We start from the raw sequence: 16704 nt of genomic DNA on the forward strand, positions 1-16704 counted from the left end.
ATGGGGTCGTTGGCCTCGCTTCCCCTCATCCTGGCCAGCGGCCTGCCGGCGCCCCAGTCCAGCGCCACCACCGCGGGTATGGAGAAGGCGGCCATGGCGAGCTCCGCCTTTATTTTGCCGAAGTGGGGCTCCCCGAGCCCCGGCGGCACGCCCACTGCCCAAACCTCCACGCCGCCCCCCACGCTGTCCCCCTCAGCCGCGGCCCTCCTCAGCAACTCGAGCATAGCGGATAGGGCCTCGTCGTCCACCACCGGGAGGGGCTTCTCCCAGCTCTTCTTAACGTCGTCAAAGGTGTAGCTTCCTTTTACCTCGACGCCCCCCAGCTCGATTATGTGCCCCGCCACCTCTACCCCCATCTGGGCTAACAACTTCTTCGCCACGGCGCCGGCGGCCACCACCGCGGCGGTGGTGCGCCCCGACGCCCGCCCCCCGCCTCTGTGGTCGTAGAACTTCCCGTATTTGAGGTAGTAGGCGAGGTCCGCGTGCCCCGGCCTGGGCTTCAGCCAGAGCTCGTCGTAGTAGCTAGATATCGCCTTTCTGTTCCAAATCACTATGGCGATGGGGGTGCCCTGGGTGTGGCCGTCTTTTACGCCTGAGAGTATTTCAAACTCCTCGGGCTCGCATCTGGGGTTTAGCCAGTGGATGTGGCAGAACATCCTCCTGTCCAGCTCCCTCCTTATGTCCTCCTCGGAGATGGGGAGGCCGGCGGGGACTCCGTCAATCACCACGCCTACGGCCCTGCCGTGGGACTCGCCGAATGTGGTAATCCTGAACTCCCTCCCGAAGGTGTTCATATCCCCAGGAACTCCTCCACCGCCTTCCTCATCACCTCTCTGTCTGGCTCCACCCCGAGCCAGATCTTCTCGGCCTGTGCTCCCTGCTCCACTAGGAGGTCGACGCCGTCCACCACCCTCACCCCGAGCCTCCGGGCCTCCTCCACCATCCTAGTCCTTGGAGTCGGTATGTAGACGAAGTCTACGTAGAGCGAGGCGCCGCCGAGGTCGGCGAGGACCGCGTCGTGTATGGGGGTGGCGTTTACCACGACGTCGGCCTTCACGCCGCTTCCCCAGGGCACGGCCTCAACAGAGCGCCCAAACTTTTGGCGGAACTCCTCAGCGAGGGCCGCGGCCCTCTCGGCCGTGCGGTTTGTGACGTAGATTCTCCTGGCCTCTGCCTTCACCGCGGCGAAGAGCGTTGCTCTGGCGGCGCCGCCGGCGCCGATTATATAGACGTCGGCGCCTTTCATATAGCCGCCGGCTAGGTGGTACACAGCGTGGGCGTCTGTGTTGTAGCCCACCAGGAGGTTCCTCTCCACGAGGACTGTGTTGACGGCGCCGACGGCCCGGGCCTCGGCCGACACCGCGTCGAGGAACTTCACTACCTCTTCTTTGTGGGGGATCGTTACGTTGAAGCCTCTGAAGTTTAGGCGGGCCAGCTGGGCGAAGCAACCCAGCTCCTGCCTCGGCACGTCTATTGCGATGTACACCGCGTTGATGCCCAGCGCTTTGAACGACGCCGTGTGCATGGCTGGGCTCGCCGACTTCCCTCGGACGTGGGCGCCGATGACGGCGAAGTACATAGCTCCATGTTTAACTATTTAAATAAGTGTTTTTCTCGTCACATGCGTCCCCCAGCTGACAGTTGGGGTTATTGGGGCTGGTAAGTTGGGCTCGCAGATCGCGCTTAGGCTACACGGCAACAGTGTGAGGGTCCTCGCCTCTGTAAAGACGGAGAGGTCTAGACAACGCCTCGCCTCTCTGGGGCTTGAGGTGTATACCGACAACAGACTCGTCGTTGAGAACAGCGACGTGATTATGGTCGCCGTCAAGCCGGCCAACCTGCCGGAGCTTACCTTCTACGTGGATAAGCCTCTCATATCTTTCGTCGCAGGCGCCACCCTGGAGTCGCTGAGGAGACTCACGTCGAGGCCCTACAGGGCGATGACAAACGTGGGGCTGACAGCCATAGCCGTAGCCGGCGCATACGACGAGGAGGTTAACAAACTGCTGTCTTACATCGCCCCCACCTTCTGGGTCGACGAGAGGCTTATAGACCCGTTGACGGTGTTGCTCGGCTCCGGCCCCGCCATTGTCGCAGAGCTCGCGACGGCTCTCATTAGGGCGGGGGTGAACATAGGAATACCCTGGGACTTGGCTAGGGAGGTGGTCCTCTCCCTAATGGCGAGTATGCCCTCCCTCGACGATAGGTTCTCTCTGGAGAAGCTGGCGCAGTACGTGGCCACGCCGGGGGGCACCACTATAAAGGCGCTTGTGGAGATGGCCCCCGTGGGGCATCTCGTCGGCAGGGCTGTGGAGGAGGCGTATCTCAGAATTTCAAAACTTAGACAGTAGCCTCTCCAAAACATCCCTGGTGGTTTTTGTCAAGTCCATCTCAAGAGCCTTCCCAACCGGCACCACCGCTACGTCCTCCGCGTCGTCGCTGGCTGTGGGACTGGCGTCGCCCTCCACCTCCACTAGGTAGACGAGGATTACGAAGTGGTAATTCACCCGGGGGCCCTCCCTCTCTATATACTCGACGGGCTGGAGGAATTTGACAACCCGCCCCGTCAAGCCCGTCTCCTCTCTCAACTCCCTCAGCACAGCCTCTTCAAGCCTCTCGCCGAGCTCCACGCGGCCCCCCGGCAGGCTCCACTTGCCTGGGTTCGGCGGGTACTTCCTCTTGACTAGGACAACCTCGCCGTTTTTCACCGCCACCGCGGCGACGGCGACGGCTGGCCTATCCATCGACGTTGGTTATTTCAATGTTTTTAAGCTCTTTTATACTGGCGTCTTATGTTTGACAAGATTAAGCCGATGACGGTGGGGCAGGAGAGGGCTGTGAACGTCTTGAGGGATCCTAACAATGAGCTGGTTGGCCTCTTCGGCCCGACGGGGACTGGGAAGTCGCTTATCAGCATTGCCTACGGCATATGGGCGGTGGAGGGCGGGAGGGCTAAGCGCTTCATCATCGCGAGGCCAATTGTAGATGTGGCGACTGGCGAGGTGCTGACGCCGGAGAAGCTTGGCGAGATGTACTACCGCATCGCCGCGGCCTATCTCGAAGACATACTGGGGCCCTACGCCGAGAGGAGCTACATCGAGGGCTTGCTTAAGGAGGAGAAGGTGATCGTGACCGACGTCTCCTATCTCAGGGGCCGCACTTTCGACGACAGCGTGATTTTTCTAGACGACGCACAGAACGTGAGGCCTGAGAGCGCGGCTGAGATTTTGATAAGGCTGGGGAGGGGGAGTAGGATGATCGTCGCCGGCGACCCCATTTTCCAGAAGCCCACAGACGCGGAGAAGGACGGCGCAACCCTCCTCCGCGAGGCGCTTCTCGGCGAGGAGAAGGCCGAGGTTGTGGATCTGGGGGTTAAGGACATCGTGAGGCCCGGGGCGAGGCGGGGGATTAAGCTGGCGCTTGAGCTGAGGATGAGGAAGCGCCACCTCTCGGAGACGGAGAGGTATATATACGAAACCGCGAGGATATTCGCCCCGGACGCCGACATAATAACCGCGGTGGAGTTTAGAGCTGACAAGGACTCCCTCGGCATTAAGGGGGAGAACGTCCCCGACGCCATTATTATCGTAAAGGAGGGGCAGCTGGGGAGGGTCGTGGGGCGGGGTGGCGAGCGTATAAAGACGATTGAGGGGGAGGTGGGGGCGAGGCTTAGGCTTCTGGAGATGTCTCTGGACTTTAAACAGTGGATTAGGGCTATACACCCCGTGGGCTGGATATCTAAACATATAACAGATGTGGACTTCGCCGGGCCTGAGCTACAGGTGCAGGTAAGGAGGAGCGAATTCGGCGCATTTATTGGACAGAGGGGCGCCTATATACGTCTAATCGACAGGGTGTTTAGAAGGCTCTTCGGCATAGGCGTGAGGGCCGTCGAGGCGGAGGAATAAATAAAAACACCGGATAGACACCTCAATAATGAGGGGATACGTACTGAAGAATTTTAAAGAGCCCCCCAGTCTTGTGGAGTTGGAGAAGCCCAAGCCGGGGCCGGGGAGGGTTTTGGTTAGAGTCGCCGCGGCTGGGGTTTGCTATAGAGACTACCTAGCGTGGCAGGGCTTTCAAAGGGTGAAGTTGCCTATAGTCCCCGGTCATGAATTTGCCGGGGTGGTGGAGGAGGTGGGCGAGGGAGTCGACGAGTTTAAGCCTGGGGACGCGGTGGCTGGTATGATGTACGAATTCTGCGGAGAGTGTGAATTCTGCAGAACGGGGAGGGAGTACCTCTGTAGAAGCAGAAAGATATACGGCGAGGACCTGCCGGGGGCCTTTGCCGAGTACATCTCTGCGGATAGGAAATCGCTTGTGAAGATCCCGCCCGGCGTGCCTCTAGAGGCGGCTTCCTACGCCGCTTGTGTCTTGTCCACCGTGGTTAGGGGCATGAGGAAGATAGGCGTCTCCCCTGGTCGCCAGATTTTAGTCACGGGGGCGGGCGGCGGCGTGGGGATACACGCAGTGCAGATCGCCAAGGCATACGGCGCGAGGGTTGTGGCGGTTACAAGCCCCCAGAAGGCTGAATACGTGGCTAAATACGCGGATCACGTGATTACGGGGAAGTCCTTTGCCGACGAGGTTAAGAAACTGGGGGGCGCGGACGGCGCCGTTGAGTCCGTCGGGGGGCCTACGCTGGAGCAGACTATACGCGCCGTGAACTGGGGCGGCAGGATAGCGCTGATAGGCAACGTGGACCCCCAGCCGACTCCCATCGCGCTTGGCCTCCTAATCCTAAAGGAGGTGGAGCTTCTCCCCGTACTGCAGGGAGGGAGGGCAGATCTGCAGGAGGCTCTTCGGCTACTGGCGACGGGCGCCGTGAAGCCCGTATACACAACTCACAGCTTTGCCGAATTGCCTAGGTTGCTGGAGGAGACCCCCAAGGCGTCTCACATCGGCAGGAGAGTTGTCAAGATCGGCAACTAGACCTGCGGTGTTTGAGCCAGGTGTAGATTATCACCGCCGCGAGGAGCGCGGCTGATATTACAGTGTCCGCCATAGCTCCCTCGCCAAATCCTCGGCCGTTTTCCTCACGGCCTCCGCGCTGGTCATGGCCGGCCTCCAGCCCGTCAGCTTCATCAGCTTTGATATTGACAGCGTCATGTATTTAACATCGCCGGGCCACCCCCTCCCGTCTGCAGTCGCCGGCACTAGCCTAATCTCTGGCCTCAGGCCGAGGACCTCAGACACTATCTTGGCGATGTCGAGAACTCTAACGGCGTCTAGATTCCCCACGTTGAGCGCCATGTAGAGCTCCTTCTCCTCTTCTAGCTTCTGCCAAGCTTGGATAGTGGCGTCCACGGCGTCTGTTATGTAGAGGTAGCTCTTTCTCTGGGTGCCGTCGCCCAGCACCTCCAGCACGTTGGGGTTTTTTCTAAGCTTCATAATGAAGTCGTATATGACGCCGTGCCTAAGCCTGGGGCCTACTATGTTGGCGTATCTAATCGCTAGACATTTAATTCCGTAGAGCCTGGCGTACGTGGCGCACATAACCTCCCCCGCCGCCTTGGCGGCGCCGTAGACGGAAATAGGCTTATAAGGCGCCTCCTCCGGCGTCGGTATAACCTCGGCGTCGCCGTACACAGTGGACGACGAGGCGAATACCACAGTCCTCACGCCCGTCTGCCTCGCCCACTCAAGCACGTTAAAAGTGGCGAGCACGTTCTCATTGAAGTGAACCACGGGCTCGGTTGTGGATAGTCTAACCTCTGGATTAGCCGCGAAGTGGAAGACCACCTCCCCGCGGATGCCGACGCCCCAGTCTGCGTCTTTTAAATCTCTTACGTGCAGTTCAGCGGCCTTGTTTACAAACTCCCTCCTCCCGCTTGACAAGTTATCCACCACCGCCACGTCATGCCCCATCTCCACCAAGCGGTCCACTAGGTGGCTCCCGATGAAGCCTGCCCCGCCTGTGACGACAATTCTCATGCCTCTCCCCACGCGCCGGCTATTTATTGATTTCCCCCCGCGGCGAAATACAACACAGCCGAGGGCCAGGACTTGGCGACGGGTCCTATATCGTCTACGCAACCCCCCACGATTCTAGACGCGGCCAGCGCCATAAGCCCAATTCGGTGATCTCCATGTGATTTGAACTCAACGCCTCTCCGCCTGGGGGGGCCGCGGATATGCAGAGCCCCATCTCTATACTGGACGTCTACGCCGAGCCTCTCCAAGACGTCGGCGACTGTGGCTATCCTATCGCTCTCCTTGAAGCGTAGATGCTCCACGCCTCTTATAATCGATACGTCGTCTACGACGGCGGCGGCTAGCGCCACCGGCATCACCAAGTCAGGATTTCCGCCTAGATCCACCTCGACGCCCTTTGCAAAGGCCCCCCTAGCCTTGACCGCATGACCATCATAACTGACGTCTGCCCCCATGGCTCTGAAGATATCTACAAGCGTAGCGTCGAGCTTAGTTAGGTGTCCTGTCAGCTCCACCTCTCCGCCGGTGGCCACCGCCGCCACCGCCAGGAAGGAGGCTAGGCTGAAGTCCCCCGGCACGTCCACCTCCCCGGGGCTCCTCAGCCCGCCGTCTACAGCAACGACGTCGCCGAGCTCCACCTTGGCCCCAAAGAGCCTCAACACATCTGCCGTGGCTTCTACAAAACTCCACGACTTCCTCTCGCCGACGGGCGTAATTACGCCACCCTCCCCAGCCGCGGCTAGGAACATCAAGCCGGATATGTATTGAGAAGAGACGTCGGCCTTTACCTCAACTCTAAACTTCCCCAGCCTTCTGCCCCGTATAACCACGGCACCCGGCAACTTAACCACTTCCGTCAGCCTCTTCAGCACGGCTATTAAGTCGTCTATCGGCCTCCCCTTGAGGGTGCCTCCAAAGTACACCGCGGTTAAGCCGGGCACGCCGGCGTAGAGGGCGACGGCTGTTCTAAGCGTGAAGCCGCTCTCGCCCACGCTGAAGGCTCTGTAGAAGTCCGGCTCACGCCGAGAGACAACGACGTCGCTCCCCCTCACCCTAAGGACTGAGATGGGCTGTATGGCCCTGAGCATAGCCACAGCGTCGTCGCTCCACTCGACGCCCCTCAGGACGGTCTCCCCCTCTGCCAGCGCCGAGGCGAGGAGAAGCCTCTGCGCCATCGGCTTTGAGGGGGGCATCGCGAACCTCCCCTCTAGACGCCCAGCTTCAAGACAGTACATACTCCACAGCCTCGGCCACCTCCCCCGGCCTCAGCCTCTCTAGAAACCACCTGCCGGGCCTAACCACCACCGGGACGTATATGTAGTCCCCCCTCCTCTTCTTGTCGTACCTAACGAGGCGCTTAGCCGCCTCGACCTGCTCTCTGCCTGCCTTAACCTCCGTGGGGAGTCCGAACGCGGCGAGGAGGGCCCTCACCTCCTCGGCGTATCTCTCGGCTAGGTACCCGAGCTTCGCCCACAGGCGGAGCTCTGCGACGATGCCAAGCGACACGGCCTCGCCGTGTAGCAAGCCGAGGACGCGCTCCAGGGCGTGGCCCACCGTGTGGCCGACGTTCAGCACCTGCCTAATCCCCCTCTCCTCGAACTCGTCAGCCTCCACAACAGCCGCCTTCAGCCTAAGGGAGCGGAAAACCGCCTCCTCAAGCTCGGCTTCAGATCTCCCGAGGAGGGGGTCGACGTTGCGCCTGAGCCACTCGTAGAAGTCGCCGTCCAGCGCCACTCCGTACTTGACGACCTCTGCGAAGGCTGATATGTAGATCCTCTGCGGTAGCGAGCTGACCCACTCCAAGTCGCCGAGAACCGCGGCGGGTTGGTGAAACACCCCCACGAGGTTCTTCACCGGGCCCCAGTCCACCGCGCCTTTGCCCCCCAGCGCGGCGTCCACCATGGCCAGTAGCGTAGTGGGTACCTGGACTAGGGGTATGCCCCTCATATACGTCCCCGCGGCGAAGGTGGCCAAGTCGAGCAGGGCCCCCCCGCCCACTGCCACGAGGGTGGTGCTCCTATCTGCCTCTGCGTCGTGGAGGAACTGGTATACTTGAGTCAACACATCGAGGCTTTTTACAGACTCCCCGCCTCTCAGCACCAGGGCGGGCGCGCCGGGGAGGGGGTTTCTAAGCCCCTCCTCAATTACAACCACCGGCCTTTCCACGTAATCGCTATAGTTGACCCCCCTCCCCACCACCACCTCGGTGACCCCCCTGCTGTGTCTGTAGTAAAACCTCCTCATCTCAGCTTAACCAGCTCCTCAGCCCTCGCCGCTATGTTCTCAGGCGTGAGGCCGAAGTACTGGTACAGCTCCTGGGGGCTCTTGGCTGTCCTCCCGTAGGACTTAAGCCCCATTATAGCCATCTTAGTAGGCCTAGTCTGCGATAGATACTCGGCGACTGCGGAGCCGAAGCCGCCGTAGACCATGTGCTCCTCCACGGTCAACACAGCGCCGGTAGAAGCGGCGTATTTCTCTACGGCTGAGTAGTCCAGCGGCTTCACTGTGGGGAAGTGCACAACGGCGGCGGAAACCCCCCTGTCTCTCAACAGCTGGGCCGCCTCCACGGCGAAGGGCAACACAGCACCCGTGGTGAATATAGCCACGTCGCCCCCATCCGCGACTGTGTAGGCCCGCCCCACCTCAAACCTGTCGTACAGCCCGCAGGTGGTGGGTATGTGGAAATCCCTCCCCACCCTTATGTAGACAGGCCCCTTCAAAGCCGCCGAGGCCGTGACGGCCTTGTACACCTCGCAGGAATCGGCCGGGGCGATTACCGTGAAGTTCGGCAGGACCCGGAATAGGGCTATGTCCTCCAGCGCCTGGTGGGAGGGGCCGTCGTACGCGTCTGCGAAGCCTGCGTGCGTCCCCACTAGGCGCACCGGCAGGGCGAGCCTATCGACAGAGTTCCTCGCCTGCTCCCACGCCCTTGTCATAAAGGCGGCGAAGGTCAGGGCGTAGGGCATAAACCCTGCTATGGCCAGCCCTGCGGCGATGCCCACCAGCGACTGCTCCGCGATGCCCACGTTGAAAAACCTCCCGGGGTGCCTCTCGGCGAAGAACTTGGCTCGGGTGGTCTCACCGGTGTCTGCGGCGAGGACGACGACGTCTTGCCTCAAGTCGCCTAGATCCGCCAGAGCCCGCCCCAGCGCCTCTCTGGGGGTTAGAGACTCTATGTCTAGCATATATTCCCCGCGTATCTAAGGGCGTCGTCTCTCGAAAGCCTCTGCTTAGCGGTGTCCTCTATCTCCGCCACCCCCCTCCCCCTCACCGTCTTTGCATTAATCACGGCTGGCCTCCCGGCGTTTTCAGCTCTCTCTAGAGCAGATACTATCTGGCCCACGTCGTGGCCGTCGACCTCAAACACCTCGTAGCCCAGCGACCTAAACCTACCCGCCAGGTCCCCCTTCCTCAAAACCTCCTCGCTGTGTCCGTCCAGCTGCACTCCGTTGAGGTCGACGATGGTGACTAGGTTAGTCAAGCCGTAGTGGGCCGCCACGGCGAAGGACTCCCAGCTCTGCCCCTCGTCAAGCTCCCCGTCGCCCACCACTAGATAGACCCTGCCCTTCTCGCCTCTTATCTTCAAGCCGAGGGCCAGCCCCACGGCGAGGCTAATACCCTGCCCCAGCGACCCGGAGTTCGCCACGTCTACAAAAGGCGTGTCCACCTCTGGGTGGTTCTGGAGGCGGCTCCCAAGGCTACCAGTCTCCCTAAGCTCGTCGAGGGTGAGGTAGCCCATGGCGGCGGCCAGGGCGTAGACCGCGTGTATGGCGTGCCCCTTCGACAGCACGAAGTAGTTCCGGTTGTGAACCCCGTTGGCCACGTTGAACTTCACCCGGCCGGTGCCGTACAGCGCCGCCACTATCTCCATAACCGAGAGGGAGGAGCCGAGGTGTATGCCGGGGTCGTAGCCGGCCATCAACACGACGTACTTCCTAGCCTTGCAGATCAGAGGCTCAAGCTCCGAGGCTCTCCTCTCCACCCCGACAGCAGATACCCCTGGGACATGTAACTGACGAAAATAGCCATATTTAACCTTTGACCTAGACAACATCTTAATAAATAGGTGAGGTGGCTCCTCTATGGAGAAGCTTCTGAGAAATATAGAGGAGGTGGTGACCGTCGAGGAGTTTAAGGCGCTGAGAGGCGGCTTGGCGTATCTAGGCTTCGAGCCTCTGTGGCCTATACACATCGGGTGGCTTATCTGGGCCTACAAGCTGGCGGAGCTCAAGGAGGCTGGCTTCGACGTGGTGGTGCTGGTGGCCACGTGGCACGCGTGGATAAACGACAAGGGGTCTGTGGAGGAGCTGAGGGCCCAGGGCGAGAAGATCAGGGCCGTGCTGGACAAAATCGGCAGGTTTAGATACGTCTACGGCGACGAGGTGGCGAAAGACCCCAGCTACTGGGAGCTGGTGGTGAAGATCGCAAAGGAGACCTCTCTGGCCAGGGTGAGGAGGGCCACGCCTGTCATGGGGAGGCGGGCTGAGGAGGTGGAGCTAGACTTCTCCAAATTGCTCTACCCCATTATGCAGGTAGCCGACATCTTCTACCTAGGGGTGGACGTGGCGGTGGGGGGCATGGACCAGCGGAGGGCCCACATGCTGGCCCGCGACGTGGCGGAGAAACTAGGCTTCAAGAAGCCCGTGGCGCTCCACACTCCGATAATAACATCGCTGTCCGGCACCGGCAGGATGGAGGGTAGCCACAGAGAGATAGACGAGGTGTACGCCATGTATAAAATGTCCAAGTCGAAGCCCCAGAGCGCCATATTTATAACCGACTCAGAGGAGGAGGTGAGGCGCAAGGTGTGGGCCGCCTACTGCCCCCCAAAAGAGACTAGATTCAACCCGGTGTTTGAAATAGCGGCTTACCTCTTAATTCCGTACGGAGGGCCTCTGGAGGTCGGCGGGAGGAGGTACGAATCCGCCGAGGCGCTAGAGAAAGACTACAGAGAAGGGATCGCGACGCCCCAAGCCCTAAAAGAGGCGGTCTCCACAGCCCTCGTGGAGCTCCTCACAAAGCTGAAATAGCTATAAAGACCGAGGTTTCTCTACATATGCTCTATATCGCCGACACGCGTGAGAGGGGGCGCGCGTTGAGGGAGGAGATAGAGTCCAGGGGCATCCCGGCGTGGTATGTAGAGCTCTGGGGCAACTACATAGTGGCCACGCCGCCCGGCTCCAAGGTCGAGGGGCTGAAGACGCCCGTCAAGGCCGTGGTGGATCTGAAAAACGACTACCAGCTGGTCTCTAGACAGTGGAAGCGCGACCCCACGCCGGTCAAGATTGGGGATAGGGAAATTAAAGAGGGGAAGATCTTCATAATAGCGGGGCCCTGCTCTGTGGAGACAGAAGAGCAGATCTTGTCAACGGCTAAAGTGGTGAAGGAGGCCGGCGGCGACGCACTGAGAGGCGGCGCCTTCAAGCCCAGGACAAGCCCGTATACCTTCCAGGGGCTCGGAGAGAGAGGCCTCGTCCTCTTAGCCAAGGCGAGAGACGCCACGGGCCTCCCCATCACCACCGAGCTGATGGACCCGGAGGACCTCCCCCTGGTGGCTAAGTACGCAGACGCCATCCAGGTGGGGGCGCGGAACATGCAGAACTTCACCCTTCTTAAAAAACTGGGGCGGGCGGGGAAGCCCGTACTGCTCAAGAGGGGGTTTGGAAATACGATAGATGAGTGGTTGCTGGCGGCGGAGTACGTAGCGCTACACGGCAACGGCGACGTGGTGCTTGTGGAGAGGGGCATAAGGACATTTGACAAAACTCTTAGATTTACCCTAGACGTGGGGGCCATCGCCTACGCCAAGCAACAGACGCATCTGCCGGTCATCGGCGACCCCAGCCACCCAGCCGGCGACAGGCGCTACGTAATACCGCTAGCCCTCGCCATACTCGCCGCGGGGGCAGACGGCCTAATAGTTGAGGTGCATCCAGACCCCGACAAGGCGTGGAGCGACGCCAAGCAGCAACTCACCTTTGACCAGTTTAGAGAGCTGGTGGCCAAGGCTAGGGAGCTGGCGAGGGCCCTGGGCAGGTCTTAGAGGCGAGTTTTTCCAAATCCTCCGGCGTGTCGACGTCTATAACCACGCCTGGATCCTCCACCTCGACGTAGGCCACGGGCACGGCGCCGAGGAGAGCCCTCAGCCCAACGTCCCCCGCGAGCCCCAGCGCCAGCCCGTAGACGTCTCTAGCAGAGGCCACTGGGTTCCCCCTAGCTCCCCTGTACACAGGCACGGCCAGGCCAGATCCGCAGGCCTCCGCAACTCTGCGCACTGTGGAGGGGGAGACACACGGCATGTCGCCGAGCATCCACACAATACAAGGCTTGTCGTACAACGCGGCTACGGCCGCCTTTACGCTTGTGGACAGCCCGCCTCTCCACCACGGGTTGTAGATAACGCCGGCGAGGGGGCCCGCGGCCTCCGCCACCTCCCGCCTATTGACCACTATATACACCTCAAGACCCGCCCCCCGCAATGCCTCGGCAGACCACCAGACCAGCGGCCGCCCTCTGAAGTTAGCCAGAAGCTTGTCGCCGCCGAAGCGCGTGGATCCGCCGGCCGCCAGGACGACGCCTACACACCTCACCTCAAGGCTCTCCAGACCTCCTCAGGCGTTACGGGAGTCTTGTCGATCCTCACACCGGGCTTCAGCCTCCTAATTGCGTCTTCCACCGCGGCTACCACCGCCGGCGTGGAGGCGATGGTGGCGGCCTCGCCTATGCCCTTGGTGCCGGTGGGGTGTTTAGAGGGGTGGCGCGGCTCTGCGAAGTGCACCTCGTACCTAGGCGCCTCAGCCGCCGTGGGCACGTAGTAGAAGGCGAGGTTCGCCGTCACTAAATTGCCCGACTGGTCGTATACGGCCTCTTCGTACAGCGCCTGGGCGATCCCCTGCAGGGCGCCGCCCATGACCTGCCCCGCGGCCAGCAACGGGTTGACCACGACGCCCACGTCGTCGTAGGACTTGTAGAGGAGGGGCTTTACAAACCCGGTTTCGGGATCCAGCTCAACCACGGCGACGTGGACGCCGAATGGGAAGGTGGCGTCCGCCTGGTACACCGCCTCCACCGTCAAGTTAGCCTCCGCCTTGCCTCTATAGACGGCCTTTACCACGTCGCTGATGGAGAGGCTGTTCCCGCCGCAGGTAAACGACCCCTCCCTGTACTCCGGCCTGCATCCGAGCAACTTCTCCGCGGCCTTTGCCAGCTCCTCCTTCAGCTTTCTGGCGGCCAACACCGCGGCGGAGCCGCCCGCCGTTATTGAGCGGCTACCCATAGTCCCAATGCCGTCGGGCACATACGCCGTGTCGCCCCACACAACCCTAACCCTCTCCATAGGCACCTCCAGCTCGTCCGCGACTACCTGCGCAAGCGCCGTGGCGAGCCCCTGGCCGTGGGGCGTGACGGCCGTGTAGAGGGTGAAGCTGCCGTCTCTCTCAGCCCTCAGCACAGCCACCTCGAAGCCGAAGGTGGTTATCTCGACATATATAGAGAAGCCCACCCCCAGCACCCTCCCCTTTTTAAACTCTTCGTCTGCCCACTTCTTCAGCTGGCGGTAGCCAAGCCTCTCCAGCCCCCTCTCGAAAGTCCCTGGATAGTCCCCAGTGTCGTACGTTATGCCGAAGACGTTGGTGTAGGGTAGCTTCCTCACGAGGTTTCTCCTCCTAATCTCCACCCGGTCGAGGCCCAGCTCGTCGGCGAGGCGGTCCATAATCCTCTCTATGAAGAAGGTGGCCTCCGGCCTCCCCGCGCCGCGGTACGCGCTGAGCGGAGTCTTGTTAGTCAACACAGCCACGGCCCTCACCCTCCCGTGGCGTATGTCGTAGGGCCCGGGCAACATCCGCGCCGCAGTGTCTGCGAGCCCCTCCCCCCAGTAGTAGGCGCCGGCGTCGGCGTACACAACACCCTCTATGGCCAGCACCCTGCCGTCTCTCGCCGCGCCGACTTTGTAATCCAGCACCAGGGCGCGGCCGTGCGTCGTCGTCTTGAAGTCCTCGGTCCGCGCGGCCACCCACTTCACGGCGGCCTTCATGAGGTAAGCCGCCTTGGAGACCCAGAGCTCCTCGGGGTACACCAAGAGCTTGGAGCCGAAGGCGCCCCCGACGAAGGGCTGTATGGCCCTCACCCTCGAGAGGGGTAGGTCGAGATGCTTCGCAACCTCCTTCCTAATGTCAAACGGGACCTGCGTCGAGCTCCAAATAGTCAAGCTGTGCCCGTCATACACCGCCAGGACGCCCCGCGGCTCCATCGCAGAAGGCACCAGTCGCTGCGTCGAAATCCTCCCCTCAATCCTCACCTCGGCCTCCCTCATGGCCTTCTCAACGTCGCCCCCCTGGTAAACCGCCTCGTGGGCGATGTTCGTGCCCAGACTCTCGTCGACTAGAGGCGCCCCCTCCCTCATCGCCTCGAATATATCCACAACGGCCGGCAAGGGCTCGTAATCCACCACAGCCCTCTCAATGGCGTCTTGTAGCAAGTACCTATCCCGAGCCACCACCATGGCCACCGCCTCGCCCTGGTACCGCACCTTGCCCCCCGGCGCGAAGTCGAACCCCTCCCCGGGGCCGAACGCCGCCACCACACCCTTCGACTGCCTTACGTCGGACAGATCTACCCTCAGCACCTTGGCGTGGGCGTAGGGCGACCTCACAAAGCCGGCGTAGAGCACGCCGGGGGGCTCGATGTCGTCTAAATACTGGGCCCTCCCGCTGAGAATAACGTCGTCCTCGACGCGCGGTATGGGCCTCCCGACGTACTTCATACCCCCGCCGCCTCCCTCACCGCCTCCACAATGTTCTGGTACCCCGTACATCTGCATAAAACGCCGCCTAGGCCGTCGACGATCTCCTCCTCAGACTTCACGCCCCTCTTCACCAGGTGGTAGGCTGTCATCAACATGCCGGAGGTGCAGAAGCCGCACTGGGCGGCGTGGTGCCTCTTAAATGCGTCTCTCAGCCTCTGCATAACCTCGTCGCTGTACTCGGCGGTGTATATCTCGGCGCCGTCCGCCTGCACCGCAAGCACGTTACAGCTCTTAACAGGCCTGCCGTTCATAATCACAGTACAGGCTCCGCACGTCGCCGTGTCGCAACCAATCCGCACAGAGGTGTAGCCCAGCTCCCTCAAGAGGTGCGCCAGCAACTTCCTCGGCTCCACATCCACCTCGTGAAGAACCCCGTTTACCCTCAGCGCAATCTTCATAACCTCTCCAGCGCCCTCTTCACGGCCGCCCCAACCAGCGCCCGCCTGTACTCGCTAGATGCGCGGAAATCGCCGGGCGGCTCAGCCTCCCTCCTCGCCGCCTCCGCCGCCTCGGCGATTGTGTCTCTATTCAGCGGAGCCCCCGCCAGCACAGCCTCGGCCTTCCTCAGCCTCCTAGGCGCCTCCCCAGCCCCCAGCGCCGCCACCCTAGCCCACACCACGTGGCCATCCCTAACCTCAGCCGCGACGGCGGCCGCCGCCAGCGCGAAGTCGTTATGCCTCCTGGAAAACTTGACGTACGCACCGCGAGGGGGGCACCTAAACCTAACCTCAGCCACAAGCTCCCCCCTCCCCAACGCGGTGGAGTACGGCCCCCTTATAAACTCCTCCGCCCCCAACTCGCGGACCCCGGCGGGGCCGACGATCTTCACCACCGCGTCTAAAGCCAGCATCGCCGCCGGCCAGTCGCCGAAGGGATCGGCGTGGGCTAGAGAGCCGCCGACGGTCCCCAGCGACCTGACCTGAACATCCCCAATCCTCGACGCCACCTGTCTAAGAAAGGGGCAGGGCGACTCCTCCAGCTCGTAGTGCCTAGCCAAAGCCCCCACCGCCACCTCGTCCCCATACCTCACATAGCGGAGCTCCGCCAGCCGCCCAATATCCACCAGCAGTCTGTAGGAGACGGCCCTCAACTTGAGCAAGGGAACGAGGCTCTGCCCCCCGGCGAGGGGGACGGCCCCCTCCTCCCTATCCAAGATCCTCAAGGCCTCCCCCAGAGAGGAGGCCCTCACGTAGTCAAAACTCGGCGGAATCATACCGAGCAACTCCGACTCTATTTAAAAATATCACCCACCGCCTCTATGGCCCTAAGAGCCTCGTAAAACGCCTTGTAAGCCGCGTCGGGATCCCTGAGAGGACGCGGGGCGTCCCCCCTCCCAAGCGCCTCTACAAACTCCTCAAGGGGCGCCTTCTCCGCGTATCTCAACGCGTTGGGATCACGGAGCAGAGAGAAGGCGAAGGTGGCGAGGTACCTAAAAGAAGTCCCCCCGTACCTAAAGACCTCCTCCCCCAGCTCGGCGTACAACCTCGCAAGGGCCAGCCCCACGGCGTAGCTCAGAGCTATGGTCCTCGACACGTAGAAGTCGTGCCTCTCCAAATCCCCCCACTCAACCCTAGCCCCCAGCTCCGCCCAGAAGCGGAAAGCCTCCGCCGCCCCCCGGCGCCCGGGCACCTCCATAACCAACACCCTCTGCCCCCTTATAGAAGGCGCCCCCGGGCCAAAAAGCGGGTGAACCGAAGCCACAAGCGCGTCCGGCGGAAAGAGGCGGTAAGCCTCGGCCACACCCTCCTTAAATGTCGCTATATCCATCACAAGCCTCCCCGAGGACAGAGGCGCAAGAGACTTCAAAACCCCGGCAACCTCCCAGAAAGGAACAGCCACCACAACCACCTCAGCCCACCCCACAAGCTCCCCCAGAGACCCCACATCAGACCTAGACCTGTCCATGTCAAACACAGCCACCTCATGCACCGAGGAAAACTCCCTCCTCAGCCACGACCCCATAGCCC

Annotated in this window: 18 protein-coding genes; 5 read left to right on the forward strand and 13 right to left on the reverse strand. The window is 61.6% G+C overall.

Going from position 1 to position 16704, the window contains the following annotated elements:
- Together aroC and ACP5J3_RS04255 are read right to left on the reverse strand one after the other, a co-directional pair.
- The coding region (aroC, locus tag ACP5J3_RS04250; protein ID WP_428494525.1) for a chorismate synthase at positions 1 to 794 on the reverse strand (794 nt) is incomplete at its 3' end.
- Positions 791 to 1579, reverse strand: coding sequence for a shikimate dehydrogenase family protein (locus tag ACP5J3_RS04255; RefSeq protein WP_428494526.1), 789 nt, complete (start codon positions 1577 to 1579; stop codon positions 791 to 793). The genes ACP5J3_RS04255 and aroC, both read right to left, overlap by 4 nt.
- Positions 1580 to 1634: 55 nt before the next feature.
- Between ACP5J3_RS04255 and ACP5J3_RS04260 the strand changes: the two genes are divergently transcribed.
- Complete coding sequence (locus ACP5J3_RS04260; RefSeq protein ID WP_428494542.1) at positions 1635 to 2351, forward strand: pyrroline-5-carboxylate reductase family protein; 717 nt, start codon at positions 1635 to 1637, stop codon at positions 2349 to 2351.
- On the opposite strand, the gene ACP5J3_RS04265 is transcribed toward ACP5J3_RS04260, so the two are convergent.
- Positions 2334 to 2744 carry an NUDIX hydrolase gene (locus ACP5J3_RS04265; protein ID WP_428494527.1) on the reverse strand — a complete coding sequence of 137 codons (411 nt, stop codon included), beginning with the start codon at positions 2742 to 2744 and terminating at the stop codon, positions 2334 to 2336. The two genes, ACP5J3_RS04260 and ACP5J3_RS04265, sit on opposite strands and share 18 nt — an antisense overlap.
- Before the next feature lie 48 nt (positions 2745 to 2792).
- Between ACP5J3_RS04265 and ACP5J3_RS04270 the strand changes: the two genes are divergently transcribed.
- On the forward strand, positions 2793 to 3908 hold the full coding sequence (locus ACP5J3_RS04270) for a PhoH family protein (RefSeq protein ID WP_428494528.1): 1116 nt from the start codon (positions 2793 to 2795) through the stop codon (positions 3906 to 3908).
- A 28-nt stretch (positions 3909 to 3936) separates the two neighbouring features.
- Entirely contained in the window at positions 3937 to 4932 is a 996-nt protein-coding gene (locus ACP5J3_RS04275) for an alcohol dehydrogenase catalytic domain-containing protein (protein WP_428494529.1), read from the forward strand.
- A gap of 57 nt (positions 4933 to 4989) precedes the next feature.
- Here the strand turns inward: ACP5J3_RS04275 and ACP5J3_RS04280 are convergent, their stop codons facing one another.
- Genes ACP5J3_RS04280 through ACP5J3_RS04300 form a run of 5 tightly spaced genes read right to left on the reverse strand, consistent with a single transcriptional unit; the run spans position 4990 to position 9916 of the window.
- Positions 4990 to 5934, reverse strand: coding sequence for an NAD-dependent epimerase/dehydratase family protein (locus tag ACP5J3_RS04280; protein ID WP_428494530.1), 945 nt, complete (start codon positions 5932 to 5934; stop codon positions 4990 to 4992).
- Between the two features lie 23 nt (positions 5935 to 5957).
- Complete coding sequence (locus ACP5J3_RS04285; RefSeq protein WP_428494531.1) at positions 5958 to 7169, reverse strand: 3-phosphoshikimate 1-carboxyvinyltransferase; 1212 nt, start codon at positions 7167 to 7169, stop codon at positions 5958 to 5960.
- Positions 7156 to 8178 carry a 3-dehydroquinate synthase gene (locus ACP5J3_RS04290; RefSeq protein ID WP_428494532.1) on the reverse strand — a complete coding sequence of 341 codons (1023 nt, stop codon included), beginning with the start codon at positions 8176 to 8178 and terminating at the stop codon, positions 7156 to 7158. The genes ACP5J3_RS04285 and ACP5J3_RS04290 overlap by 14 nt, the downstream gene beginning before the upstream one ends.
- Positions 8175 to 9119: a transketolase family protein gene (locus ACP5J3_RS04295; protein ID WP_428494533.1), complete on the reverse strand. Its 945-nt coding sequence runs from the start codon at positions 9117 to 9119 to the stop codon at positions 8175 to 8177. Before ACP5J3_RS04295 ends, ACP5J3_RS04290 begins: the two co-directional genes overlap by 4 nt.
- Positions 9113 to 9916 carry a transketolase gene (locus ACP5J3_RS04300; protein ID WP_428494534.1) on the reverse strand — a complete coding sequence of 268 codons (804 nt, stop codon included), beginning with the start codon at positions 9914 to 9916 and terminating at the stop codon, positions 9113 to 9115. The genes ACP5J3_RS04295 and ACP5J3_RS04300 overlap by 7 nt, the downstream gene beginning before the upstream one ends.
- Positions 9917 to 10016: 100 nt before the next feature.
- On the opposite strand from ACP5J3_RS04300, the gene ACP5J3_RS04305 reads away from it, so the two are divergent.
- Positions 10017 to 10964 carry a tyrosine--tRNA ligase gene (locus ACP5J3_RS04305; RefSeq protein ID WP_428494535.1) on the forward strand — a complete coding sequence of 316 codons (948 nt, stop codon included), beginning with the start codon at positions 10017 to 10019 and terminating at the stop codon, positions 10962 to 10964.
- Between the two features lie 26 nt (positions 10965 to 10990).
- Entirely contained in the window at positions 10991 to 11977 is a 987-nt protein-coding gene (gene aroF, locus ACP5J3_RS04310; RefSeq protein ID WP_428494536.1) for a 3-deoxy-7-phosphoheptulonate synthase, read from the forward strand.
- Here aroF and ACP5J3_RS04315 read toward each other — a convergent pair.
- The 5 genes from ACP5J3_RS04315 to ACP5J3_RS04335 form a co-directional block, all read right to left on the reverse strand.
- Positions 11943 to 12524: a nucleotidyltransferase family protein gene (locus ACP5J3_RS04315; protein ID WP_428494537.1), complete on the reverse strand. Its 582-nt coding sequence runs from the start codon at positions 12522 to 12524 to the stop codon at positions 11943 to 11945. The genes aroF and ACP5J3_RS04315 overlap by 35 nt on opposite strands.
- Complete coding sequence (gene cutA / locus ACP5J3_RS04320; protein ID WP_428494538.1) at positions 12521 to 14695, reverse strand: glyceraldehyde dehydrogenase subunit alpha; 2175 nt, start codon at positions 14693 to 14695, stop codon at positions 12521 to 12523. The genes ACP5J3_RS04315 and cutA overlap by 4 nt, the downstream gene beginning before the upstream one ends.
- On the reverse strand, positions 14692 to 15135 hold the full coding sequence (locus tag ACP5J3_RS04325) for a (2Fe-2S)-binding protein (RefSeq protein ID WP_428494539.1): 444 nt from the start codon (positions 15133 to 15135) through the stop codon (positions 14692 to 14694). The genes cutA and ACP5J3_RS04325 overlap by 4 nt, the downstream gene beginning before the upstream one ends.
- Positions 15132 to 15950, reverse strand: coding sequence for an FAD binding domain-containing protein (locus ACP5J3_RS04330; RefSeq protein WP_428494540.1), 819 nt, complete (start codon positions 15948 to 15950; stop codon positions 15132 to 15134). The genes ACP5J3_RS04325 and ACP5J3_RS04330 overlap by 4 nt, the downstream gene beginning before the upstream one ends.
- 17 nt (positions 15951 to 15967) lie before the next feature.
- A partial coding sequence (locus tag ACP5J3_RS04335; protein ID WP_428494541.1) for a prephenate dehydrogenase/arogenate dehydrogenase family protein occupies positions 15968 to 16704 on the reverse strand: 737 nt, incomplete at its 5' end.

The sequence above is a fragment of the Pyrobaculum sp. genome, assembly GCF_049971835.1.
Classification (GTDB): Archaea; Thermoproteota; Thermoprotei; order Thermoproteales; family Thermoproteaceae; genus Pyrobaculum.

Excerpts from the sequence above, each read along its gene's own strand:
- ACP5J3_RS04325 (WP_428494539.1), bottom strand. The coding sequence starts at position 15,135 with ATGAAGATTGCGCTGAGGGTAAACGGGGTTCTTCACGAGGTGGATGTG.
- aroF (WP_428494536.1), top strand. The coding sequence starts at position 10,991 with ATGCTCTATATCGCCGACACGCGTGAGAGGGGGCGCGCGTTGAGGGAG.
- ACP5J3_RS04290 (WP_428494532.1), bottom strand. The coding sequence starts at position 8,178 with ATGAGGAGGTTTTACTACAGACACAGCAGGGGGGTCACCGAGGTGGTG.
- ACP5J3_RS04255 (WP_428494526.1), bottom strand. The coding sequence starts at position 1,579 with ATGTACTTCGCCGTCATCGGCGCCCACGTCCGAGGGAAGTCGGCGAGC.
- ACP5J3_RS04330 (WP_428494540.1), bottom strand. The coding sequence starts at position 15,950 with ATGATTCCGCCGAGTTTTGACTACGTGAGGGCCTCCTCTCTGGGGGAG.
- ACP5J3_RS04285 (WP_428494531.1), bottom strand. The coding sequence starts at position 7,169 with ATGTACTGTCTTGAAGCTGGGCGTCTAGAGGGGAGGTTCGCGATGCCC.
- ACP5J3_RS04270 (WP_428494528.1), top strand. The coding sequence starts at position 2,793 with ATGTTTGACAAGATTAAGCCGATGACGGTGGGGCAGGAGAGGGCTGTG.
- ACP5J3_RS04280 (WP_428494530.1), bottom strand. The coding sequence starts at position 5,934 with ATGAGAATTGTCGTCACAGGCGGGGCAGGCTTCATCGGGAGCCACCTA.
- ACP5J3_RS04265 (WP_428494527.1), bottom strand. The coding sequence starts at position 2,744 with ATGGATAGGCCAGCCGTCGCCGTCGCCGCGGTGGCGGTGAAAAACGGC.
- cutA (WP_428494538.1), bottom strand. The coding sequence starts at position 14,695 with ATGAAGTACGTCGGGAGGCCCATACCGCGCGTCGAGGACGACGTTATT.
- ACP5J3_RS04305 (WP_428494535.1), top strand. The coding sequence starts at position 10,017 with ATGGAGAAGCTTCTGAGAAATATAGAGGAGGTGGTGACCGTCGAGGAG.
- ACP5J3_RS04275 (WP_428494529.1), top strand. The coding sequence starts at position 3,937 with ATGAGGGGATACGTACTGAAGAATTTTAAAGAGCCCCCCAGTCTTGTG.
- ACP5J3_RS04295 (WP_428494533.1), bottom strand. The coding sequence starts at position 9,119 with ATGCTAGACATAGAGTCTCTAACCCCCAGAGAGGCGCTGGGGCGGGCT.